This window comes from Micromonospora sp. NPDC048905 (assembly GCF_040649655.1).
Lineage (GTDB): Bacteria > Actinomycetota > Actinomycetes > Mycobacteriales > Micromonosporaceae > Micromonospora.
This window is the reverse complement of record NZ_JBEZFV010000001.1, coordinates 781,619-804,435: the sequence shown is the minus strand read 5'-3', so window position 1 is coordinate 804,435 and position 22,817 is coordinate 781,619. Positions and strand designations below refer to the sequence as shown.

21 protein-coding genes are annotated in these 22,817 nt (G+C 71.3%); 12 read left to right on the top strand and 9 right to left on the bottom strand.

All coding sequences use genetic code 11. The features are described 5' to 3' along the window. Positions 1–6: 6 nt before the first annotated feature. Positions 7–1,761, bottom strand: coding sequence for an ATP-binding protein (locus AB0C01_RS03800; protein WP_357570140.1), 1,755 nt, complete (start codon positions 1,759–1,761; stop codon positions 7–9). 512 nt (positions 1,762–2,273) lie between these two features. On the opposite strand from AB0C01_RS03800, the gene AB0C01_RS03795 reads away from it, so the two are divergent. Together AB0C01_RS03795 and AB0C01_RS03790 are read left to right on the top strand one after the other, a co-directional pair. Beyond that, positions 2,274–2,792: a SigE family RNA polymerase sigma factor gene (locus AB0C01_RS03795; protein WP_357570139.1), complete on the top strand. Its 519-nt coding sequence runs from the start codon at positions 2,274–2,276 to the stop codon at positions 2,790–2,792. After that, the gene (locus AB0C01_RS03790) at positions 2,785–3,543 is read left to right on the top strand and encodes a hypothetical protein (RefSeq protein WP_357570138.1); all 759 of its coding nucleotides are present in this window, start codon (positions 2,785–2,787) and stop codon (positions 3,541–3,543) included. The genes AB0C01_RS03795 and AB0C01_RS03790 overlap by 8 nt, the downstream gene beginning before the upstream one ends. Positions 3,544–3,599: 56 nt before the next feature. On the opposite strand, the gene AB0C01_RS03785 is transcribed toward AB0C01_RS03790, so the two are convergent. Further along, positions 3,600–4,346: a pyrimidine reductase family protein gene (locus AB0C01_RS03785; RefSeq protein WP_357570137.1), complete on the bottom strand. Its 747-nt coding sequence runs from the start codon at positions 4,344–4,346 to the stop codon at positions 3,600–3,602. 150 nt (positions 4,347–4,496) lie between these two features. Between AB0C01_RS03785 and AB0C01_RS03780 the strand changes: the two genes are divergently transcribed. The 6 genes from AB0C01_RS03780 to AB0C01_RS03755 all read left to right on the top strand — a co-directional run bounded on the left by AB0C01_RS03780 (position 4,497) and on the right by AB0C01_RS03755 (position 11,041). Then, complete coding sequence (locus tag AB0C01_RS03780; protein WP_357247789.1) at positions 4,497–5,060, top strand: plasmid pRiA4b ORF-3 family protein; 564 nt, start codon at positions 4,497–4,499, stop codon at positions 5,058–5,060. Between the two features lie 210 nt (positions 5,061–5,270). Next, positions 5,271–6,560 carry an extracellular solute-binding protein gene (locus tag AB0C01_RS03775; protein WP_357247792.1) on the top strand — a complete coding sequence of 430 codons (1,290 nt, stop codon included), beginning with the start codon at positions 5,271–5,273 and terminating at the stop codon, positions 6,558–6,560. A gap of 109 nt (positions 6,561–6,669) precedes the next feature. Next, positions 6,670–7,641, top strand: coding sequence for a sugar ABC transporter permease (locus AB0C01_RS03770; protein ID WP_357247795.1), 972 nt, complete (start codon positions 6,670–6,672; stop codon positions 7,639–7,641). 10 nt (positions 7,642–7,651) lie between these two features. Further along, positions 7,652–8,494, top strand: coding sequence for a carbohydrate ABC transporter permease (locus AB0C01_RS03765; RefSeq protein ID WP_357247798.1), 843 nt, complete (start codon positions 7,652–7,654; stop codon positions 8,492–8,494). Further along, positions 8,491–9,912: a GH1 family beta-glucosidase gene (locus AB0C01_RS03760; RefSeq protein ID WP_357247801.1), complete on the top strand. Its 1,422-nt coding sequence runs from the start codon at positions 8,491–8,493 to the stop codon at positions 9,910–9,912. Before AB0C01_RS03765 ends, AB0C01_RS03760 begins: the two co-directional genes overlap by 4 nt. Positions 9,913–9,994: 82 nt before the next feature. Beyond that, entirely contained in the window at positions 9,995–11,041 is a 1,047-nt protein-coding gene (locus AB0C01_RS03755; protein WP_357247804.1) for a LacI family DNA-binding transcriptional regulator, read from the top strand. Between the two features lie 470 nt (positions 11,042–11,511). Here the strand turns inward: AB0C01_RS03755 and AB0C01_RS03750 are convergent, their stop codons facing one another. Continuing rightward, on the bottom strand, positions 11,512–12,723 hold the full coding sequence (locus AB0C01_RS03750; protein ID WP_357247807.1) for an acyl-CoA dehydrogenase family protein: 1,212 nt from the start codon (positions 12,721–12,723) through the stop codon (positions 11,512–11,514). Continuing rightward, complete coding sequence (locus tag AB0C01_RS03745) at positions 12,723–13,802, bottom strand: phosphotransferase family protein (protein WP_357247810.1); 1,080 nt, start codon at positions 13,800–13,802, stop codon at positions 12,723–12,725. The genes AB0C01_RS03750 and AB0C01_RS03745 overlap by 1 nt, the downstream gene beginning before the upstream one ends. A gap of 150 nt (positions 13,803–13,952) precedes the next feature. On the opposite strand from AB0C01_RS03745, the gene AB0C01_RS03740 reads away from it, so the two are divergent. Both AB0C01_RS03740 and AB0C01_RS03735 read left to right on the top strand, forming a co-directional pair. Further along, positions 13,953–14,654 carry an amino acid-binding protein gene (locus tag AB0C01_RS03740; RefSeq protein WP_357247813.1) on the top strand — a complete coding sequence of 234 codons (702 nt, stop codon included), beginning with the start codon at positions 13,953–13,955 and terminating at the stop codon, positions 14,652–14,654. Between the two features lie 90 nt (positions 14,655–14,744). After that, positions 14,745–15,821: a GNAT family N-acetyltransferase gene (locus AB0C01_RS03735; RefSeq protein WP_357570136.1), complete on the top strand. Its 1,077-nt coding sequence runs from the start codon at positions 14,745–14,747 to the stop codon at positions 15,819–15,821. 12 nt (positions 15,822–15,833) lie between these two features. Here the strand turns inward: AB0C01_RS03735 and AB0C01_RS03730 are convergent, their stop codons facing one another. Both AB0C01_RS03730 and AB0C01_RS03725 read right to left on the bottom strand, forming a co-directional pair. Next, on the bottom strand, positions 15,834–16,232 hold the full coding sequence (locus AB0C01_RS03730; RefSeq protein WP_357570135.1) for a VOC family protein: 399 nt from the start codon (positions 16,230–16,232) through the stop codon (positions 15,834–15,836). An 83-nt stretch (positions 16,233–16,315) separates the two neighbouring features. Continuing rightward, positions 16,316–17,122, bottom strand: a complete 807-nt coding sequence (locus AB0C01_RS03725) for an LPXTG cell wall anchor domain-containing protein (RefSeq protein ID WP_357570134.1) — start codon at positions 17,120–17,122, stop codon at positions 16,316–16,318. 355 nt (positions 17,123–17,477) lie between these two features. Between AB0C01_RS03725 and AB0C01_RS03720 the strand changes: the two genes are divergently transcribed. Together AB0C01_RS03720 and AB0C01_RS03715 are read left to right on the top strand one after the other, a co-directional pair. Continuing rightward, on the top strand, positions 17,478–20,381 hold the full coding sequence (locus AB0C01_RS03720) for a glycoside hydrolase family 9 protein (RefSeq protein ID WP_357570133.1): 2,904 nt from the start codon (positions 17,478–17,480) through the stop codon (positions 20,379–20,381). A 110-nt stretch (positions 20,382–20,491) separates the two neighbouring features. After that, positions 20,492–21,019 (top strand): DUF488 domain-containing protein, encoded by a 528-nt coding sequence (locus AB0C01_RS03715; protein ID WP_357247823.1) that lies wholly within the window; start codon positions 20,492–20,494, stop codon positions 21,017–21,019. Between the two features lies 1 nt (position 21,020). Here AB0C01_RS03715 and AB0C01_RS03710 read toward each other — a convergent pair whose 3' ends face one another. Genes AB0C01_RS03710 through bioB form a run of 3 tightly spaced genes read right to left on the bottom strand, consistent with a single transcriptional unit; the run spans position 21,021 to position 22,724 of the window. Continuing rightward, on the bottom strand, positions 21,021–21,527 hold the full coding sequence (locus AB0C01_RS03710) for a GNAT family protein (RefSeq protein WP_357570132.1): 507 nt from the start codon (positions 21,525–21,527) through the stop codon (positions 21,021–21,023). 4 nt (positions 21,528–21,531) lie between these two features. After that, on the bottom strand, positions 21,532–21,723 hold the full coding sequence (locus tag AB0C01_RS03705; RefSeq protein ID WP_357247829.1) for a hypothetical protein: 192 nt from the start codon (positions 21,721–21,723) through the stop codon (positions 21,532–21,534). A 5-nt stretch (positions 21,724–21,728) separates the two neighbouring features. After that, entirely contained in the window at positions 21,729–22,724 is a 996-nt protein-coding gene (gene bioB / locus AB0C01_RS03700; RefSeq protein ID WP_357247832.1) for a biotin synthase BioB, read from the bottom strand. Positions 22,725–22,817 lie beyond the last annotated feature (93 nt).

The window sequence follows — 22,817 nt, the reverse complement described above, 5'->3', positions numbered from 1 at the left end:
CCCTGCCTAGAACGGGATGTCGTCGTCGGAGCTGCCGCCACCGGAGCCCACCACGGCGAACGGGTCGGCGGACTGGGTGATCGAGCGCAGCGTCTCCGATGGCGCCCGGCCCGCCTCGGAGACCCGGGTCGCCCAGGCCGGGAACGGGAACTCCAGGCACAGCGGCACCGGAATGTCCGGCTGGTTGACGAACATCGTGCCCGGCTTGGCCAGCAACGCCCGCTGCCGCTGCGCGGGCGGCAGGAAACCGTACTCCGGGCGGGAGGCCTCGGCCGGGTCGAGGCGGCCGACGACCCGGATCGCCGAGTTGGTGACGATGCGCCGCTCCACCTCACTCGCCGTCTGCTGCGCGCCGATCAGGATCACCCCGAGCGAGCGGCCCCGCTCGGCGATGTCGAGCAGGACCTCCTTGATCGGCGAGGAGCCCTCCCGGGGGGCGTACTTGTTGAGCTCGTCGAGGACGACGAAGAGCAGCGGCTTGGCGGTGCCGGACTTCTCCTTGCGCTCGAACTCGCTCTTCAGCGTCACACCGACCACGAACCGCTGCGCGCGGTCCGGAAGGTTGTGCAGGTCGACCACCGTCACCTGCGCCGACTCGCTGGTGTTGATCGAGTGCGGGCGACGGGTGGCCAGGTCGCCGCGGATCAGCCGGGCCAGGTCCTTCTTGCTGCCGATCAACCGCCGGGCGAACGCGTTGACGGTGCCCAGACCGACCGCGCTGCCCGCCCAGTCGGAGCGGGTCTCGTCGTCGTTGAGCTGATCGACGATGTGGTCGACCAGGTCGCCGTAGGAGCCGAGCCGCACCCCGTCGATGCTCACCCCACCGTCGGCCGGCTGGGCGTAGCGGGCGAGGTGTGCGGTCACCGAGTGGACCACCATCGTGTACTGCTGGCGCTCGTCGTCGGCGTCGGCGAAGACGTACGGCAGCAGGCGGTCGGCGCAGAACTCGCTCAACGTCCAGTAGAACGAGTCCACCCCGGTGAGCCGGCTGCTCACATCCGGTGTGCCCGCCGCGTCGCCGACCCGGGGCGGGGCGTACACCCGCACGTCGGGGAAGGCGCCGGCGCTCAGCCCGAGCTTCGCGTACGCCGCGCGGGTGGGATCGTCGAGGCGGGTGTTGGGGTGGTCCAGGAAGAGCAGGTCCTCGCCCTTGACGTTGAAGATCAGCGCCTTGGCGTTGACCGCGTCGCCGCCCAGCACGCCGGAGCGGAAGACCGAGTAGAGCAGGAAGGTCGCGAAGCTGGTCTTGGTGGCCACCCCGGAGATGCCGGAGATCGAGACGTGCGCGCCCCGGCTGCCGTCGAGGAAGTCGGCGTTGAGATAGACCGGGACCCCGTCCCGGCCCATCCCCATCGGGATGCGCCGCTCCATCCGGTCGAAGTGCAGCGCGCGCGCCCGGGCGTCGCCCTCGGCCCGGAACACCACCGCGCCCGGGGTCGGCGGCACGTACAACTCTGGATCGACGCGCGTCGTGGTGACCTCGGCCGCCTCCTGCACCTGAGCGGGGAGCGTGCCGTCCGCGATGGCGAACACGTCGGAGTCGAACTGGGCGCCCTCGTGACGCGCGCGGACCTGGGTGACCACCCCGGCGATCGTCACCGGCTCCCGGTCCGGCAGCTCCCGCCGGGTGACCACCACGTCGTCGAGCTGGAGATAACTGCCGGGCGCCACGGCCGTCCAGAATTGCAACGGGGTGGCGTCGGCGGTGCCCAGCACCCGCCCGACCGCCTCGCCAGGGCTGTCGAGGTCGGCGTCGGTCATCGGGCGACTCGGGTCGGTCGGTCAGCACGGTCGGGAACCATGAGGTGCATCCTGCCCGAGGAGTACGACAGGTCGCCACGCGACGCGTCGGACGACACCCTGCGCCGTCCGGCTCCTGACGCTGGGTGCCCGCTCGAACGCGTGCGGTGGAGACACGTCAGGTCGGCGTGCCACGCGCGGCACCCAGCGCGCCGACGCCCGTGCGCTACACCGGTTGAGTCGGCGCGTCCTGTCCGATCGAGAGCAGATTGCCCGAGCGGTGAATCGATCCAGGTGGTGGGCTCGTGTTGTATCGGCGCGCGGAGGGTGTCGCGCGCCGATACCGGAGCCCTTCGCGGATCCTGCTTCCCGGTTCGACGCTCTTCGGTCCGCTGCAGTTCCGGTAGCCGTCGTCGTGGGTCAGTTGCCGCTCCGAGCAACTGACCCACGACCCGGGAGTTCTGCGGGCAATCGCTGACCGCCGGGACTCAACTTCCCGGACGGCGGTCGCGTTACCTAGGTATGGAGCACGCATGAATGACGACTTCGGCACTTTCGTCGCGACGAGTGGCCCTCGACTGCTCCGATTCGCCGTTCTGATCACCGGGCAGCGGGCCGATGCCGAGGATCTGCTGCAGGAGGTGTTGGAGCAGGCCTACCCCCGCTGGCGGGCGGTCCGGCAGCGGCAGCCGGAAGCCTATCTGCGCCGTGCCATGACCAACCGGCTGGTCAGCCGATGGCGCTCACCGTGGAACCGACGTCGGGTCGCGCACCTGCCGGATGCGGCGGCGCAGCAGGACGAAATGGCTCGGGTCGATGACCGGGAGGTGCTTCTGGCGGCGCTGCGGGAGCTTCCGCCGCGGATGCGGGCCGTGGTGGTGTTGCGGTACTGGCTGGGTCTCTCCGAGGCGGAGGTAGCCGCCGAATTGGACTGTTCCAAGGGCTCGGTGAAGAGCCAGGCTTCCCGTGGCCTGCACCGCTTGCGAGCCCGACTGGAAGCTGCCGGTGTCACCCCACTCGACCTCGACCTTGCGGAGGACAACCATGCGTGATCACGAGGTGGCTGACCTGCTCGACCACGCTGTCGCGACTGTCGAACTGCCGCCCGGTCTCGTCGGACGGGTCGTTGCCGGAAGCCGGACGCGTCGACGCCGACGTCTGCTGGCGGTCGGCACGGTGGCGGTGGTGGCCGCTGCGGGGGCACTGCTGCTCCCGCAGGTGGACTCGCTCGGCCGCAATGGCGGCCGCCATGGCGGCAGCGACGTCGGGGGCGCCGAGCCCGGCGCGGCTGCCGACGTCCCGACCGGGATCCTCGGTGCCGACGGTCGAGCGGTGACAGAGGCGCAGGTTGTCGCTGTCGGTCGGGCCGGAACGGAGACGCTTGTACTTGTCACCCGGGAGCCACGCGCCGAGGAGCGGGCCATCGGGGGGAAAGCGGCCGAGGTGTGGATCGCCCCGGATGGGGGCGGTGCGCGACTGTTGCACGACTACCTCTCGTACGATCTCGCGTGCATCAACGGTGACGCGGTCTGTGCAGCCGTCCGGTCCACCGGCAGCGGGCTGGGCGTGGCCGTGGCCCGGCGCTCCGGTGGCCGGCTCTACGTGCTGGTCCAGGCACCGCAGGGACGTACCGTCGAGGTCGTGGCCGACGGCGTGCCGCACTCGCTCGGCCCGGCCCCGCGCGGCGCGGTGACGGAGGTGGTCGCCATCGAGCCGTACGACGAGGTGCAGGTCTGGGCGAGCACTGCGGACGGCCAGCGCTACCGGATCCCGTGGGCTCCCGGCGCGGTCCTGAACGACTGAGCCGCCTGCCCGCCGGGCGGGTGGCGTGGAAGTCGTCGCCCTTCGTCGAGCGAGTCCTACGGGCGGGCGTGGCGCAGCAGGAGGACGCCGTCCTCGGCGGCCAGCACGTGCCGCAGGGTGAGCTGGCGCGGCGGCGCGGGTTCTCCCGCGCTGATCCGGCCCGGTCCGGGACCCGCCAGCAGCGGCGCGACGGTGAGGCACAGCTCGTCCACCAGATCGGCATCGGTGAGCGCGCCGAACAGGTGCGGGCCGCCCTCGCAGAGCAGTTGGGTCAGCCCGCGTCGGTGCAGTTCGGCGAGACCGGCGGCCAGGTCGACCCGCTCGGTGCCGCTGCGCAGCAGGTCGGCGACGTCGGTCAGGCCGGGCGGCGGCTCGACGTCGGCGTGGGTGAGCACGATCGGCCGGGTCGGGGCGTCGGCGAAGGCGGCCTGCGTCGGATCCAGGTCCAGCGAGCCGGAGACGACCACGAGCGTGGGGTACTCGGCCAGCCCGTGCTCGCGTCGCCAGGCGCGGCGGCGCTCGTCGAGGCGGACCGCGCGGTACCCCTCGTGGCGCAGCGTGCCGGCGGCCACCACCAGCGCGTCGCAGAGCATCCGCAGCAGCCCGAACACCCGTTTGTCCGGCTGCCCGGAGAGCCCGGCGGAGTAGTCGTCCACGGTGACCGCGCCGTCCAGGCTGGTGACGAAGTTGACCCGCAGTCTCGGCTCGTCCGCGCGGCCGTAGAGCGTGGTCAGCGCGGCGTCGTCGAGGGGCTGCGTCGACGGCTCGGGCCAGAGCCGTCGGATCGGAATTCCGACGCTCATTCGCCGGCCGGACCGGTGACGGGAGGGGTCGGTTCGGCGGTACGGTGCTGGCAGTCGCACCAGTTCCGGCCCGGGCAGTCGTCGTGTCGCCGGGCCCGGCACGCTCGGCAGATCATGCTCGCAGCCTAAGCCGCGGGAGGACAGGACAGCATGCCGCGTCAGATCTTCCAGCTGAAGATGTCCCTCGCCGGTGTCCGCCCGCCGGTGTGGCGACGGGTGCTCGTGCCGGCCGGCTACACGCTGGACCGGTTGCACCGGGTGGTGCAGCACGCGATGGGTTGGCGTGACTGCCGCCTGCACTCGTTCGAGATCGACGCGATGCAGTACGGCGAACCCGACCCGGACGGGGAGTTGGCGCTGCACGACGAGCTGGACGCGCGGTTGGACTCGGTGCTCGGCAAGGGCAGCCGGTTCTCCTACACCTACGACTTCGGCGACTGGTGGGAGCACGACCTGGTCGTGGAGGACGCGCTGACCGCGGACCCGGACGAGCGGTACCCGGTCTGCCTGGACGGCGAGCGGGCCTGTCCGCCGGAGGGTGTCGGCGGGCCGTCGGGCTACCAGGCCCTTCTGGTCGCGTTGGCCGACGAGGACGACCCGATCGGGCCGATCGATCCGCGGCACGCGACGCTGCGCGACTGGGCGGGGTCCACCTTCGACCCGGCCCGGTTCGACCCGGACCGGGCCACCACCCTGCTGCGCCGCTTCTGCTGAAAATCCCCGCAGGCTGGGCGGAGTTCCGAGCCCGGGAGCGGTAACGATCTGGGAACGCTCCCAACGTCCTATTGACACCCCCGTTACCTGTCGGCAATCTCATGGGAGCGCTCCCGGAGGTGGCACGGGTCACTCACACACCCTGGCGTGGCGCGATGAGCACCCCCCACCACACACATCAGCCTCACCACCGGAAAGAGGGGTCAGCGAATGAGTGTCACCACGCGGCGTACCCGCCTGGCGGCCGCTGCCCTGGCCGCGATCACCGCGGTCAGCGGTCTCGCAGCCTGCGGCAACGACGACGACAAGCCGGCGGCCGGCGAGAAGCCGGCCAAGCTGGTCGTCGACACCTTCAGCGAGTTCGGCTACGACGAGCTCGTCAAGCAGTACGAGAAGGACACCGGCATCAAGGTCGAGCTGCGCAAGACCGCGCAGCTCAGCGAGTACCGGCCGAAGCTGGTCCGCTACCTGGCCACCGGCAAGGGCGCGGCGGACGTCACCGCCCTGGAAGAGGGCATCCTCAACGAGTTCAAGACCAACCCGAAGAACTGGGCCGACCTCAACCCCTTGATCGCCGACCACTCCAAGGAGTTCCTGCCCTGGAAGTGGGAGCTGGGCAAGGCGCAGGACGGTCGGCTGATCGGCCTCCCGACCGACGTCGGCAGCCTCGCCGTCTGCTACCGCAAGGACCTGTTCCAGGCCGCCGGTCTGCCCTCCGAGCGCGACCAGGTGTCGGCGCTCTGGCCGGACTGGAAGGGCTTCCACGACGCCGGCCTGAAGTACAAGCAGGGCAGCGGTGGCAAGGCGTTCGTCGACTCGATCACCGCCGTCTCCAACGGTGTGATGTTCCAGGGCAACGGTGACCTGTTCTACGACAAGGAAAACAACATCATCGCGGACACCAGCCCCGCGGTGAAGAACGCCTGGGACACCGCCACCTCGATGGCGGACATCTCCGCCAAGGCGCAGACCTGGTCGCCGGAGTGGTCGGGTGGCTTCAAGCAGGGCACCTTCGCGGTCACCTTCTGCCCGTCCTGGATGCTCGGCATCGTGTCGGACAACTCCGGTGCGGCCAACAAGGGCAAGTGGGATGTCGCGGCCGTTCCGGGCGGCGGCGGCAACTGGGGCGGCTCGTGGCTCGCGGTTCCGGAGCAGAGCAAGTACCCGAAGGAGGCGGCGAAGCTCGCCGAGTACCTGACCAACGCGAAGAGCCAGGTGGACGCCTTCAAGCTCAAGGGCCCGCTGCCGACCAACCTGGAGGCGCTGAAGAACGAGGCGTTCCTCAGCTACACCAACGAGTACTTCAGCAACGCGCCGACCGGCAAGATCTTCGGGGAGAGCGTCGCCAAGATCCAGCCGACCTACCTGGGTCCGAAGCACCAGGCGGTGAAGGAGAACGCGTTCGAGCCGGCCCTGCGGGCGTTCGAGAACGGGCGGGCCGACAAGGCGAAGGCCTGGGAGCAGTTCACGAAGGACGCCAAGACTCAGGGCGCTTTCTGAGTGATCCCCTGCCGGTGGCGTTCGGGGCTTCCCGGACGCCACCGGCCGGTCCCCTCCGCGTAGCGCCCTGCGCGAGGGCCCCCGGGCCTCGCCGGAAAAGGAAATTCGCATGAGCCTGTCGGCCACGACGGCACCGCCGTCGCCAGCAGCACCGCCTTCTCGCGACGTCTCTTCCCGACGTAGCCGGGCAAGGTTACTCAACCGTCTCGATGTCAAGTACTCGCCCTACCTCTACATCGCCCCGTTCTTCCTGATCTTCGGCGTGTTCGGGTTGTACCCGATGCTGCGTACCGTCTGGATGTCCCTGCACGACTGGGACATGATCGGCGACCACTCGTTCATCGGCTTCGACAACTACACCCGGCTCGTGTCCGACGAGTACTTCTGGAACGCGCTGGTCAACACGTTGGGCATCTTCGCCCTGTCGACCATCCCGCAGTTGTTGCTCGCCCTCTTCCTGGCGAACCTGCTCAACCGGACCTTCCTGCGCGCCAAGACCTTCTTCCGGATGGCCATCTTCGTGCCGAACGTGGTGTCGGTGGCCGCGGTCGCGATCGTCTTCGGGATGCTGTTCCAGAAGGAGTTCGGTCTGTTCAACTGGCTGCTCAGCCTCGTCGGTGTCGACGCGGTCGACTGGGACGGGCAGCGGTGGAGTTCCTGGTTCGCCATCTCCACGATGGTCAACTGGCGGTGGACCGGTTACAACACCCTGATCCTGCTCGCCGGCATGCAGGCGATCCCGAAGGACCTCTACGAGGCCGCGGCGATCGACGGCGCGAGCCCGTGGCGGCAGTTCTGGCAGATCACCCTGCCGATGCTCAAGCCCACCTTCATCTTCGTGGTCATCCTCTCCACGATCGGCGGCATGCAGCTCTTCACCGAGCCGCTGCTCTTCGCCAACGGCAACATCCTCGGCGGCGACCAGCGGGAGTTCCAGACGCTGGCCATGTACATGTACGAGATGGGCATCGAGAACCTGAGCACCGCCGGTTACGGAGCCGCGGTCGCCTGGGCGATCTTCATGATCATCGTCGTGGTGTCGCTGTTCAACTTCCTACTCGTCCGCCGCTCGGCGAAGTGAGGAGAGATCGATGACCTCGGCCTCCCAGCGCCTGTGGCGCACAAGTCCGCTGACCTACGTGGCGCTCGTCCTGGCGGCGCTGCTGTCGATCTACCCGTTCTACTACATGCTGGTGATCGCCACTCGCAGCCTCGACCAGATCAACGACGTGCCACCACCGATCACCCCCGCCGGAGCGTTCGGTGACAACTTCCAGCGGGTGCTCGACAACGACGCCGCCAACTTCTTCACCGGCATGATGAACTCGGTCATCGTCTCCTCGGTGGTCACCGTGTCGGTGGTGCTCACCGGTTCGCTGGCCGGGTTCGCCTTCGCCAAGCTGCGTTTCCGGGGCAGCAACGCCCTCCTGCTGACGATCATCGTCACCATGATGATCCCGACCCAGATGGGGCTCATCCCGCTCTGGAGCATGATGCAGGACCTGGGGTGGTACGACACCCTCTACGCGGTCACCGTGCCGTTCCTGGTCACCGGCTTCGGCGTGTTCATGATGCGGCAGTACGCCAGCCAGGCGATCTCCGACGAGCTCATCGAGGCCGGTCGGGTCGACGGGGCGAGCACGTTCCGGATCTACTGGAGCATCGTGCTGCCCGCACTGCGCCCCGCCGCCGGCGTCCTCGGTCTGCTGACCTTCATGGAGACCTGGAACTCGTTCATCTGGCCGTACGCCATCCTCACCCCGGAGAACCCGACCCTCCAGGTCTCGCTCTCCTTCCTGTCGTACGCCTACTACACCGACTACTCCCAGGTGTTCGCCGCCACGGCGATCGGCACCATCCCCCTGGTAATCGTCTTTCTCGTGTTCGGCCGCCAGATCATCGGCGGGATCATGGAAGGTGCCGTCAAGTCGTGAGCAACCCCGCCAGCCCCAACGCCGTCGACGTCCTCGACGAGCGCCCCGGGCTGACCTTCCCACCCGGTTTCCTGTGGGGGGCCGCGACCGCGGCATACCAGATCGAGGGGGCGGCGGCCGAGGACGGCCGTACCCCGTCGATCTGGGACACCTTCAGCCACACCGACGGTCGGGTCCTCCTCGGGCACACCGGCGACGTCGCGTGCGACCACTACCACCGGCTCGGCGACGACGTCGCCCTGATGGCCGAGCTGGGCCTCAAGTCGTACCGTTTCTCGGTCTCCTGGTCCCGGGTGCAGCCCGGCGGCGTCGGCGCGGCCAACCCGCAGGGGTTGGACTTCTACCGCCGGCTGGTCGACGAGCTGCTGGCCAACGGCATCGAGCCGTGGCTGACCCTCTACCACTGGGACCTGCCGCAGCCGCTGGAGGACGCCGGCGGCTGGCCGGCTCGGGACACCGCGGCCCGCTTCGCCGACTACACGACACTGGTGGCCGACGCGCTCGGCGACCGGGTGCGCTACTGGACCACGCTGAACGAGCCGTGGTGCTCGGCGTTCCTCGGCTACGGCGCCGGTGTGCACGCCCCCGGCCGCACCGACGGTGCGGACGCGGTGCGCGCCGGGCACCACCTGATGCTCGGACACGGCCTGTCCGTGCAGGCGCTGCGGGCCGCCCGGCCGACCGCCGAGGTGGGCGTGACGGTCAACCTCTACCCGGTCGACCCGGCCACCGACGCCCCGGCGGACGTGGACGCCGCCCGCCGGATCGACGGGTTGGCCAACCGGTTCTTCCTCGACCCGCTGCTGCGGGGGTCGTACCCGGAGGACCTGGTGGCCGACCTGCGCACGGTGACCGACTTCGGCCACGTGCACGACGGCGACCTGGCGACCATCGCCACGCCGCTGGACCTGGTCGGGGTCAACTACTACAGCCGGCACGTGGTCGCCGCGGCGGCCGAGGGCGCCGCGATCGACCCGGCCCCGTCGTGCTGGCCGGGCAGCGAGGACGTCCGGTTCGTCACCCGTGGCGTACCGGTCACCGACATGGGCTGGGAGATCGACGCCCCGGGCCTGGCCGAGACGCTGCGTCGGGTGCACGGCTACACCGACCTGCCGCTGTACGTCACCGAGAACGGTTCCGCGTTCGTCGACTCGGTGGTCGACGGGCAGGTCGACGACGTCGACAGGTTGGCCTTCTTCGACGCCCACCTGCGCGCCGCGCACGAGGCGATCGACGACGGAGTTCCCCTGCGGGGATACTTCGCCTGGTCGTTGATGGATAATTTCGAATGGGCCTGGGGTTACACGAAGCGGTTCGGCATGATCCACGTCGACTACGACAGCCAGGTCCGCACCCCCAAGTCCAGCGCCAAGTGGTACGCCTCGGTGATCCGGCGCAACGGTCTGGCCGCACAATAGGCTCGGGCCAGCCATCAGGACGGCCCTGGCGTCCACCTCTCGCAGGTGGCGCCGGGTCCGCCCGCCGTCGGAGGAGCAGACGATGACAACGCAGCGCACCCGGTCACTCGGGCGTCCGACCCTCGATGCGGTCGCGGCACGCGCCGGTGTCGGTCGCGGCACGGTCTCCCGCGTCGTCAACGGCTCGCCGCAGGTCAGTCCGGAGGCCCGGGCCGCGGTCCAACAGGCCATCGCCGAGCTGGGGTACGTGCCGAACCGAGCCGCCCGCGCGCTCGTCACCCAGCGGACCGACTCCGTCGCGCTCGTGGTGTCCGAGTCCGGTGAGCGGGTCTTCACCGAGCCGTTCTTCGCCGCGATCGTCCGGGGGATCAGCTCCGGCCTGCTGGAGACGCCGATGCAGCTCTGGCTGGCCATGGCGCAGTCGCCGGTGGAGCGGGAGCGGGTCGAGCACCACCTGACCAACCAGCACGTCGACGGCGTACTGCTGCTGTCGTTGCACGACTCCGACCCCCTGCCGACGCTGCTGGAGGAGCGCGGCCTGCCCGCGGTGCTCGGTGGCCGGCCCGCCCGGATGCTGCAACCGGGCGCCCAGCCGGCCTGGTTCGTCGACGTGGACAACGTTGGCGGGGCCCGGCAGGCGGTCGAGTACCTGGCGAGGCAGGGGCGTCGTCGCATCGCCACCATCGCCGGCACCCAGGACATGGGCGTGGGCCTGGCCCGCCTGGCCGGCTACACCGAGGCCGTGAAGGCCACCGGGGCCGGCGTCAACCCCGACCTGATCGCGTACGGCGACTTCAGCGAGGGCAGCGGCGCGTCCGCCATGCGCCGGCTGTTGGACGTCTGCCCGGACCTGGACGCGGTCTTCGTCGCGTCCGACCTGATGGCGTTCGGCGCGCTGCGTACGCTGCGGGAGGCCGGCCGGCGGGTGCCGGAGGACGTCGCGGTGATCGGCTTCGACGACGCGACGATCGCCCTCCGGGCGGACCCGCCGCTGACCACGGTCTTCCAACCGGTGGAGGAGATGGGCCGACAGATGGCCCGCCTGCTGGTGGCCCGGATCCGCGGCGAGGACCTCCCGGCCACGCACCTCCTCCTGGACACCCACCTGATCCACCGCGCCAGCGCCTGACCCACCCACCTCCGCGCGCCCTCCGCCCTGCGCTCCGCGCTGCCCTCGGCCCTGCGCTCCGCGCGCCCTCCGCGCTGCCCTCCGCGCGCCCTCCGCGCTGCCCTGCGTGCGCCCTCCGCGCTGCCCTGCGCGTTGATCATGAGGTTGGCGGGCACAAATCACCCGAACCGCCCGGTCAACCTCATGATCACCCGCCGCAATGCCCAAGATCGTGCTCGATCCTGGTTGTAGTGGTGATCCTGGAGGCGGAGGCCACTACATCCCGGATGTAGCGCGATCTTGCCCGTGGGGCGTGATCTTGCCCGTGTGGGCGCGATCTTGCCCGTGGGGCGCGGTCGCGGGCGTGGTCGTGCCCGTGGGGCGCGGTCTTGCCCGTGCGCGGTCTTGCCCGTGCGCGGTCTTGCCGGTGGGGCGACCCCGGCAGCGCGGCGCGGGCGCGATGTGGCGTGGCGTGGGTGGTCAGGTGGGGGCTACGGGGTCCAGCGGCGGAGTTCGCGCTTGGCCAGGGAGTTGCGGTGGACCTCGTCGGGGCCGTCGGCCAGGCGTAGGGTGCGGGTCTGCGCCCAGAGGGCGGCCAGCGGAGTGTCCTGGCTGACGCCGGCGCCGCCGTACCCCTGGATGGCCTTGTCGATCACCCACTCCGCCATCGCCGGGGTGCCGATCTTGATGGCCTGGATCTCGGTGTGCGCGCCCTTGTTGCCGACGGTGTCCATCAGCCAGGCCGTCTTCAGCACCAGCAGCCGGGCCTGCTCGATACGCACCCGCGACTCGGCGATCCACTCCCGGACGACGCCCTGCTCGGCGAGGGGCCGGCCGAACGCGACCCGCTCGAGCGCCCGCTTGCAGAGCAGCTCCAACGCCCGCTCAGCCATTCCGATCAATCGCATGCAGTGGTGGATCCGGCCCGGGCCGAGCCGGGCCTGGGCGATGGCGAAGCCGGTGCCCTCGGCGCCGATCAGATTGTCCGCCGGCACCCGGACGTCGGTGAAGTCGATCTCGGCGTGCCCGCCGTGGGATCCGTCGGTGTAGCCGAAGACGGTCATGCCCCGGCGCACGTGCACCCCGGGGGTGTCCCGGGGGACCAGCACCATGCTCTGCTGGCGGTGCCGATCGGCGTCGGGATCGGTCTTGCCCATCACGATGAAGATCTCGCAGCGCGGGTCCATCGCGCCGGACGACCACCACTTGCGGCCGTTGATGACGTACTCGTCGCCGTCCCGGGTGATCGAGGTGGCGATGTTTGTGGCGTCGGAGGAGGCGACGTCCGGTTCGGTCATGCAGAACGCGGAGCGGATCTCGCCCTCCAGCAGCGGCATCAGCCACCGTTTCTGCTGCGCCTCCGAGCCGAACTCGGCCAGCAGCTCCATGTTGCCGGTGTCCGGTGCCGCGCAGTTCACCGCCTCCGGCGCCAGGTGCGGGCTGCGGCCGGTCAACTCGGCGAGCGGCGCGTACTGGAGGTTGGTCAGGCCGGCGCCGTAGCGCGGGTCGGGCAGGAACAGGTTCCACAGGCCGCGCTTACGGGCCTCCGCCTTCAGCTCGGCCAGGACCGGGGTACGCGACCACGGGTCACCGGCGGCCACCTGCTCGGCGTGCACCGCCTCGGCCGGGTAGACGTGCTCGGTCAGGAACCGGGTCAGCTCGTCGCGCAGCTCCTCGGTCCGGCTGTCGTATGAGAAGTCCATCACCGCTCCCTGGCAGCGGTCAGTCCGTGCGCGACCAGCGGTGCCACCATCTCGCCGATCCGGTCGAAGCCCTCGCCGAGCGTCTGCCCGAGCGTGTGGCGGTAGTGGATGCCCTCGCAGATCACCGCAAGCTTGAAACAGCCGAGCGCCACGTGCCAGTGCAGCGGCCCGACGTCCACGTCGCTGCGCCCGGCGTACCTGTCGATCAGCTCGCCGCCGGTCGGGAAGCCGGCGCGCGGGCCGAGCCCGTCGGCGACCGGGTTGCCCTCGGCCGTGTCGCTGCCACCGAGCACGTCCCAGTACGTCAGGAGCAGCCCCAGGTCGGCGAGCGGGTCACCGAGGGTGGCCATCTCCCAGTCGAGGACGGCGTGCACGGCCACCGGGTCGGCCGAGGCGAGGAGGTTGTCCAGCCGGTAGTCGCCGTGCACGATCCGGCCGGCGTTCGCGCCCTCCGGGGCGGTCGCCGCGAGCAGGTCACGCAGCTCGTCGATGCCGGGCAGTTCCCGGCTGCGCGAGCGGTCGAGTTGCCCGCCCCAGCGGCGGACCTGCCGGGCCAGGTAGCCCTCCGGGCGGCCGAAGTCGCCCAGCCCGACCGTGGCCGGCTCGACGCTGTGCAGCGCGGCGAGCGTGTCCATCATCGCCATGGCGAGATCCCGGCGTCGGTCGTCGCCGAGCGGGTCGGTCTGCGCGCGGGTGCGGAACACCTCGCCGGGCATCCGCTCCATCAGGTAGAAGGGCGCGCCGATCACCTCGGGGTCGGTGCAGAGCAGCAGCGCGCCCGGGACCGGCACCTCGGTCGGCGCCAGCGCCGAGATGACCCGGAACTCGCGGGCCATGTCGTGCGCGGTCGCCAGCACGTGCCCCAGCGGAGGGCGGCGCAGCACGACCTCCCGGTCGCCGACGCGCAGCAGGTAGGTGAGGTTGGACTTGCCCCCCGCGATCAGGTCGGCCCGCAGCGGCCCGACCGCCAGCTCGGGTCGGTGTGCGGCGAGGTAGCCGGCGAGCCGGTCCAGGGACAGCCCGGCGGGGGAGGCGGGAACGGTGCCCGGTCGCGGCGCACTGACGGCCGGATCACTCATCCGACTAGTTGATGGCAGCTCGCTCACGTTGTCAAGGTCAGAATTTCCCCTCGGGACATGCCTCTGCAACAGGGACGAAATGGTCAACCGGCAGGCTGTGACGCAGCCTGCCGGACGCTTGTCGCCGGCCCGCCGAGCGGAGGGACAGACATGTTGCTGCGAGTTCGGGTCACCCTGCCGGACCGTCCGGGCACGCTCGGCCAGGTCGCCCGCACGCTGGGCGTCTCCGGCGCGGACATCGTCCAGGTGGTGGTCCTCGAACGACTCGGCGGACGCGCGGTGGACGACTTCACCGTCGTCTGGCCGGGTGCCGCCCGGGTGGAGCGGCTGCTGGCTGGTCTCGCGGCGATTCCTGGTGTGCGGGTGGACGGTGTGTGGCGGGCGATCGGCGCGCCCACCACCACCGGCCAGGACGCGGAGTTGTTGGCCCAGGTCGCGGCTAACCCGGCCGACGGGCTGGCCACCCTCGTCGACGCGGTTCCCGGGCTGCTGGCGGCGGACTGGGCCGTCGCCGCCGTGGTGCCTGTCGACTGGGCCTCCCGGACCGGGGGCGGCGGGGCGACGGTGGGGCACGCGAGCTGGCGTACCCCGGTGCCTCTGCGGTTGCCGGAGGTGACGCCGCTGCGCGGTCGGTCGATGACCACGCCCGACGGCACCCACCACGCGATCGCGCCGTTCGGCCGGGCGGGCCTGGTGCTGGTGGTGGCCCGGGAGTACAGCGACACCCTCTGCGCCGCCAACTTCCACAGCACCGAGGTCGACCGGCTCACCCAACTGGTCCGGGCCAGCGCGGTGATCCTCGGCGACCGGCTGGACCTGGTCGGCGCGCCGCCGGTGGTCGCCGGCCCCTGACCGGCCGGGGAGTTCCCGGGCACGACACCACCGGGCAATCGGGCGGCAACAGCCGGCGACGAGGCTCAGCGGTGAGGAAGGGAGCCAACCATGACGTTGTGGCGGATCCGAGCGACGGTGGACGACCGACCGGGCTACCTGTCGGTGCTCACGGCCAGCCTCGCGCTGCGTGGGGTCAACATCCTCACCGTGCAGGTGCAACCCACCGAGCAGGGCGCGGTGGACGACTTCCTGGTCGACGCGCCGGACGCGCTCGACGAGGCCCAGCTGATCGCCGCCGTCGAGCGCGGTCGGGGCCGGGACTGCTGGGTGGCGCGCAGCGAGGCGCGCGGCCTGGCCGACCAGCCCACCCGGGTGCTCGGGCTGGCCAACCGGCTGGTGCGCGACCCGGACGCCACGGGCGAGGCGTTGCAGACCCTGCTCGGCGCCGACTCGGTCACCTGGCGACCCGCGTCGACAGGCATCGACCGGGGGATCGCCGGCGCCACCATGACGCTGGCCGACCCGGCGGGCGGCTCGTTCGCGCTGCGCCGGGCCGCGCCCGCCTTCACCCCGGCGGAGTACGCCCGGGCGCAGGCCCTGGTCGAGTTGGCCGCCACCGTGGCGCGTCGGGCCGCGGAACAGGTCACCCTGGTGCTGCCCGACGGGGCCGAGGTGGCCGTCCGGCCGGGCTGCGCGCACGACCTGTCCGGCCTCGTCGAGCTGCACGAGACGTGCTCACCACGTAGTCGGCAGCGGCGTTACCTGGGCGGGGGGCTGCTGCCGCAGCCGGCCCGACTGCGCCGGCTGCTGGAGCCGGGGCGCGGGTTGACGCTTGTCGCCACGACCACCGGTCCCGACGGTGCGGCGGGGTCGGTGGTCGCCATGGCCAACCTGCTCGGCGAGGGCGACGAGGCCGAGGTGGCGCTGCTGGTGCGCGACGACTGGCAGCGGCGGGGGCTCGGCTCGGCGTTGCTGCGCCGCGTGGTCCGGCACGCCGACGCGGCCGGGTACGCGGCGTTGGTGCTGCACGTCCAGGCGGAGAACACCCCGATGCTGCGGACGCTGCGCCGGCTGGACCGGCCCAGCTCGGTGGAGCGCGACGGCGCGCTGCTCACCCTCACCGTTCCGCTCGCCGTCCGCGCTGCGGCGGAGAGGACGGGCACGGTGCTGACGCCTGGGGCGTAGCGAGGGTCCCGGTCACCGCCGGGGCGGTTCGCGGCGGCCCGAGACGCAGAACCGGTTGCCCTCCGGGTCGGCCAGCACCACGTACGGCGGTTCGGTCGGGTGCGGCTCGGCGGGATAGTGCCGCCAGTCGACGATCCGGGCACCGAGGGCGAGCAGCCGGTCGAGTTCCTCGTCGAGGGGTCGGTCGCCGGCGTCCAGATCGAGGTGGAGTCGGGGGAACTCCGGCACGGGACTTTCGCTGAGGTCCATCGCGAGGGCCAGGCCCGACACCCCTGGCGGCGGATCCAGCACGATCCACTCGTCGCCGGTGAAGCGGGGCTCGCGGCGACGGTAGCCGAGGGCCGCGGCCCAGAACGTTCCTGCCCGCTCGGCGTCGGACACGCCCACAGACAGCTGCGCGATCAATGCCATCTCGCGACGGTACGCGCCGACGAGGGCCCTTGCGCGACCGGCCGCCGGAGCGAGGTCCGGGGCCGGTCGCGGGCGTTCGTCGGTCAGCTGGTGAAGGTGATTCGGTCGCGACGGCGACGCATCATCAGCAGGGCGCCACCGCCGATCAGGGCGATCCCACCGAGTGCGAGGCTGGTGACGGCCACGCCGGTGAGCGGGAGACTGCCCCCGTTGTCGCCGCCGCCCGCGCCTCCCGGGGTCGACGCTGGACCGCCGACGGCCGCCGACTCTGACGGCGGGACCGACTCCGACGGCGGGACCGAAGTCGACGGCGGGACCGAGCCCGTCGGCGTCGACGTGGCGGGGGCGGTCGGCGTGGGCGAGCCGGTGGTGGGCGTCGGCGTCGGGGACTGGGTGGTCGGCGTCGGGGTCGGCGACGCGGTGGTGCCGGCGCCGGCGCACGTGTGGCTGAGGTTGAACCTCTCGCCCTCGCCGCTGACGAGCGCGCTGCCGCTGGTCAACGTCCATCCCGCCGGGGTGAAGAGATAGGCGTGCTTCACCTGCTTGTCGCCGCCGCCGTTGGCGGACAGGAAATCGGTGTAGGGATCCGCGGGGTTCGGCACGGTCACCGTCACCGAGACGCCGGCTGGGTCCTTGAAGGTCAGAGTCAGGCTCTGGAAGTCACCGGCCCGCTTGGTGGGCAGCACGAAGTGCCAGCCGTCCTGATTGGTGGGTCGCGTGCCGAACTTGGGGTCCTGGCACTCCTGCTGGAACGTCCCCGCCGTCGCGCCGGCGTGCGCGGGGTTGAGGGGAACGACGCTCGACGCCCAGACCGGGGAGGCGATGGCGAGAACGGCCGTGGCGGCGGCGGTGGAGACAGCCGCGCGCGTCAGGCGCCGACGCAGTGGCATGAGTATTCCTCCGGTATTGGTCGAGGGGGCCGCTCATGATCCCATCTCGGGGGCCTGCCGACGGCATCACTCGACCGGTCTGAGCTGGGCGACGTCTCGGTCGGGAAGTGCCTGCCGGGTCGGTGTTTCCTGCTGCCGTGCGCGTGTCGTCGTAACACCCGCGCGCGCGGTGGCGCTGGCGGTGCAGTGCGGGCTTCCCAATCGGTGACGGGCGCATTACATTGTCGGTTATCCATGGGAGCGCTTCCACGGCTTCCGTGGTCACACCGCCACCTCGCTGTCGCCGGTGGCCGTGCCGCCCGTACGCCGTCCCGCGTCGGTGCGACCGCCGGCGGCACCTCCGACAGGAGCCCGCATGCGCCACCTGACCCGGCCGTCCAGCGGCCACCCCGGTCGGTCACCGGTCGCCGACCAGCCTTGGCCCCGGCGCTTGCTGGCCGTCGGCGTCGCGCTGCTCACCGGCGCGTCCCTCGCGGTGACCGCACCGCCGTCCGGTCCCGCCGCCGCCGCGCCGGCCGCGACCTACAACTACGCCGAGGCGCTGCAGAAGTCGTTGCTCTTCTACGAGGCGCAGCAGTCCGGCAAGCTGCCCGACTGGAACCGGGTCTCCTGGCGCGGCGACAGCGCCCTCACCGACGGCGCCGGCGCGGGGCTGGATCTCACCGGTGGCTGGTACGACGCCGGCGACCACGTGAAGTTCGGGTTCCCGATGGCGTTCAGCGCCACCATGCTCGCCTGGGGCGCGGTCGAGTACCGCAGCGGCTACACCTCCTCCGGCCAACTGCCGCACCTGCTCAACAACCTGCGCTTCGTCAACGACTACTTCATCAAGGCGCACCCGTCGGCGAACGTCCTCTACGGCCAGGTCGGCAAGGGCGACGACGACCACAAGTGGTGGGGTCCGGCCGAGGTGATGCAGATGGCGCGTCCCGCGTACAAGATCGATGCGAGTTGTGGCGGCGCGGACCTGGCGGGGGAGACGGCGGCCGCGATGGCCGCGTCCTCGATGGTGTTCCGGCCCACCGACGCGGCCTACGCGGACAAGCTGCTGGGCCACGCCCGGCAGCTCTACACCTTCGCCGACACGGTGCGGAAGTCCTACCACGAGTGCATCACGGACGCGACCAGCTTCTACCGCTCGTGGAGCGGCTGGCAGGACGAGCTGGTCTGGGCCGCCATCTGGCTGCACCGTGCCACCGGCGAGGCGAGTTACCTGGCCAGGGCCGAGAGCGAGTACGACAAGCTCAACACCGAAAACCAGTCCACCACCCGCTCCTACAAGTGGACGATCGCCTGGGACAACAAGCAGTTCGGCGCGTACGTTCTGTTGGCCAACCTGACCGGCAAGCAGAAGTACGTCGACGACGCCAACCGGTGGCTCGACTACTGGACCGTCGGGGTGAACGGGCAACGGGTTCCGTATTCCCCCGGCGGGATGGCGGTGCTCGACTCCTGGGGGGCGCTGCGCTACGCCGCGAACACCTCCTTCGCCGCGCTCGTCTACAGCGACAAGACCACCGACACCACGCGCAAGGCGCGCTACCACGACTTCGCCGTCCGGCAGATCAACTACGCGCTCGGCGACAACCCGCGCAACTCCAGCTACGTCATCGGGTTCGGCGCCAACTCGCCGAAGAACCCGCACCACCGCACCGCGCACGGCTCCTGGTGGGACAGCCAGACCGTGCCCGTGGAGACCCGGCACACCCTCTACGGCGCGCTCGTCGGTGGCCCGTCCTCAGCCAACGACGCGTACAGCGACAGCCGGTCGGACTACGTGATGAACGAGGTGGCCACCGACTACAACGCCGGCTTCACGTCCGCGCTGGTCCGGCTGACCTCCGAGTACGGCGGCACTCCGCTGGCCAACTTCCCGGTCGCCGAGACGCCGGACATCGACGAGTTGACGGTGGAGACCACCGTGGCGCAGGCCGAGCCGCGGGCCACCGGGCTCAAGGTGATGGTCTACAACAAGTCGGCGTTCCCGGCGCGTGCGCTGAGCGACGGGAAGTTCCGGTACTACTTCCGGCCCGACGGCACCGGCCCGGTGCAGGTCACCGCCGGCTACACCCAGGGCTGCCCGTCCCCGACCACGGCCAAGCAGTTCAGCGGCGACATCTGGTACGTGGAGGTCGACTGCACCGGCTACACCATCGCCCCGGCCGGCCAGTCGGCGCACCGGATGGAGGTCCAGTTCAAGATCGGGGTGCCGGAGGGCGGCACCTGGGACCCGACAAACGACCCGTCGTACCAGGCCACCGCCGGCCCCAACCGGAAGGTGCCGCTCTACTCCGGCGCGACCCGCGTCTGGGGCGAGGAGCCGGGGCCGGTCGTGCCGGACACCACCGCCCCGACCACGCCGGGTAAGCCCGTCGCGTCCGGCCTCGCGCCCCGCTCGGTCACCCTGACCTGGCCAGCCTCCACCGACAGTGGCGGCAGCGGCCTGGCCGGCTACGACGTCCGCGAGATCCAGGTTGGTGGCGACACGGTGCTGAACCGGCCCGTCACCGGCACCACGCTCACCATCTCGACGCTGCTGCCGGAGCACACGTACGAGTTCGCGGTCATCGCCCGCGACGGCGCGGGCAACAGGTCGGCGGCCTCACCGGTGCTCACCGTGACCACACCGCCGACCGGCTCGGCCGACACGACGGTGCCGAGCACGCCCGGCACCCCGGTCGCGTCGGCGGTCACCGCCACCGGGCTCACCCTGGCCTGGACCCCGTCGACCGACAACGTCGGCGTCACCGGTTACCGGGTCTACCGCGAGGCCGGCGCCACCGACGCGCTTGTCGGCTCGCCGACCGGCACCACCGTGGCGGTGTCCGGGCTGACCGCGTCGACGGCGTACCAGTTCTACGTGGTGGCCGTGGACGCGGCGGGCAACACCTCCGCGGCGTCCGCGCCGGTCGCGGTGACCACCGCGGCCCCGCCGGTCGGCGGGGCCTGCACGGTGGGGTACGCCGTCACCGACTGGAGCCCCGGCTTCACCGCCAGCGTGACGATCACCAACACCGGCACCAGCGCGATCAACGGCTGGACGTTGCGGTTCAGCTTCCCCGGCGGGCAGACCGTCAGCCAGGGCTGGTCGGCGACGGTCAGCCAGACCGGGGCCGCCGTCACCGCCACGGGCCTGTCCTACAACGGGACGATCGCGCCGGGCGCGTCGGTCAACTTCGGCTTCAACGGCGCCCACACCGGCACCAACCCGAAGCCGACGGCCTTCACCGTCAACAACGTCACCTGCGCCATCGCCTGAGCTGAGTTCCGACGAGATCTTGGACAGTTGTCGTCACGCCGAGACGGTAACTGTCCAAGATCTCGCTCGGGCCGGGGATAACCGGCCGGGATTCCGGGCAAGTCAGCCGCGTGGGGGAGTTGCTGACCGTCGGGCACGGCACAGCCGACCGGGTGCGGCTGGGCGAGCTGCTGACCGGCGCCGGGGTGGCCCTGCTGGTGGACGTGCGGCGATACCCGGCCAGCCGCACCAACCCGGACGTCCACCGCGAGGAACTCGAACGGTGGCTGCCCGAGTACGGGATCGACTACCGCTGGGAGCCGAACCTGGGTGGACGCCGGCACGTCCCGGCCGGCGAGCCGGAGCCGGACACCTGGTGGAAGGTCGCCGCGTTCCGGGCGTACGCCGCGTACACCCGCACGCCGGCGTTCGACGCGGCGCTGACCGGCGTCCTGGCCGACGCTGCCCAACGGAGCACTGCCGTGATGTGCAGCGAGAGCCTCTGGTGGCGCTGTCACCGCCGACTGATCGCCGACGTCGCGACCCTCGGTCGGGCAACACCGGTGGCGCACCTCACGCCGGACGGGCGGCTCAGCACCCACCAACCCGCCGAGGGTGCCCGGCGCCTCCCGAACGGGCACCTGTGCTGGGACGGCTGAGTCACTCCACGAGATCGTCGGCGAGCAGGTCCATCAGCAGGCCGTCGTGCCAGCGCCCGTCGTCGCCGCGCTCGTAGCGGCGCAGCACGCCGACCGGGCGGAAACCGACCTTCGCGTACGCGCGGATCGCGGCGCTGTTCGCCGCGGCCGGGTCGATGGTGAAGCGGTGGTGGCCGTACTCGTCGATCAGGTGCCGGGCCAGGGTGCGGATCGCGTCGACGCCGAGCCCTGCGCCGCGCACCGCCGGGTCGAGGAAGATGTCCATGCTGGCGTGCCGGTAGTCCGGGTCCGGTTCGGCGTGCCACTGGATCGCGCCGATCACCCGGCCGTCGTGCTCGATGGCGTACAGGGCCAGGTCGTCGTCGGCGAGGTCGTCGCGGACCGCCGCGGCGAGGTCGTCGTCGCCACGCCACCAGCGGCGCACCTCCGGCGTGGCCCGGATCGCCGCGAGGGCCGGCACGTCCTCGACCGTCGCCGGTCGCAGGGTCACCGCCCGTCCACGCAGCACCGGCTCAGCCTAGGGTCTCGCCGTGCTCGACGCAGACCGCCGACCAGCCGACCGGCAGCACCTGCACCTTCATCCGGCGGCGGCACCGGTGGCAGAACCGGGGCGGCTCCAACTGGCGGGCCGAGGCGCAACCCGGATGGGCGGCGGTCGTCGCCGACTCACCGCACCTGTCGCACCACACCTCGGTCGTCGTCATCGTCGTCACAGCGTGGCGGAGAGTGCCTTGACCGGCATCTTCAGCTCGTCCAGCAGGTCCAGGTCGGCGGTCGCCGGGCGACCCAGCGTGGTCAGGTAGTTGCCGACGATCACGGCGTTGATGCCGCCGAGCAGGCCGTCCCGCGTGCCCAGGTCACCGAGGGTGATCTCGCGACCACCCGCGTACCGGAGGATGGTGCGGGGCATGGCCAGCCGGAACGCGGCGATGGCCCGCAGCGCGTCCTTGCCCTCCACCACCGGACGGTCGCCGAGCGGCGTGCCCGGCCGGGGGTTGAGGAAGTTGAGGGGCACCTCGTGCGGGGCCAGCTCGGCGAGTTGCGCGGCGAACTCGGCCCGCTGCTCGACGGTCTCGCCGAGGCCGAGGATGCCACCACAGCACACCTCCATGCCGGAGTCGCGCACCATCCGCAGCGTCTCCCAGCGCTCCTCCCAGGAGTGCGTGGTGACCACGTTGGGGAAGTACGACCGGCTGGTCTCCAGGTTGTGGTTGTAGCGGTGTACGCCCATGTCGACCAGCTCGTCGACCTGCTCCTGGGTGAGCATGCCCAGCGAAGCGGCGACCTGGATGTCGACAGCCTCCCGGATGGCGGCGACGCCCTCGCGCATCTGCTTCATGAGCCGGGCGTCCGGGCCACGCACCGCGGCCACGATGCAGAACTCGGTCGCCCCGGTCTTCGCCGTCTGCTTCGCCGCCTCGACAAGGGACGGGATGTCCAGGTAGACCGAGCGCACCGGAGAGGTGAACAGGCCGGACTGGGAGCAGAAGTGGCAGTCCTCCGGGCAGCCGCCGGTCTTCAGCGAGACGATGCCCTCGACCTCGACCTCCGGGCCGCACCACCGCATCCGCACCTCGTGGGCGAGTTGCAGGGCGGCGGGCAGGTGCTCGTCGGGCAGGTTCAGCACGGCGAGGATGCCGGCCTGGTCGAGGCCGACGCCGTCACCCAGCACCTGGGTCCGGGCCTGGTCGAGGATCTCTGGCATGGCTCGTAGCCTACTAGGCCTGGTCCACGCCCCCCGATCAGCCGGAATGGCCGGGCCGCCCGCCGGCCGCCCGCACCGAGTGGATCCGTCGGG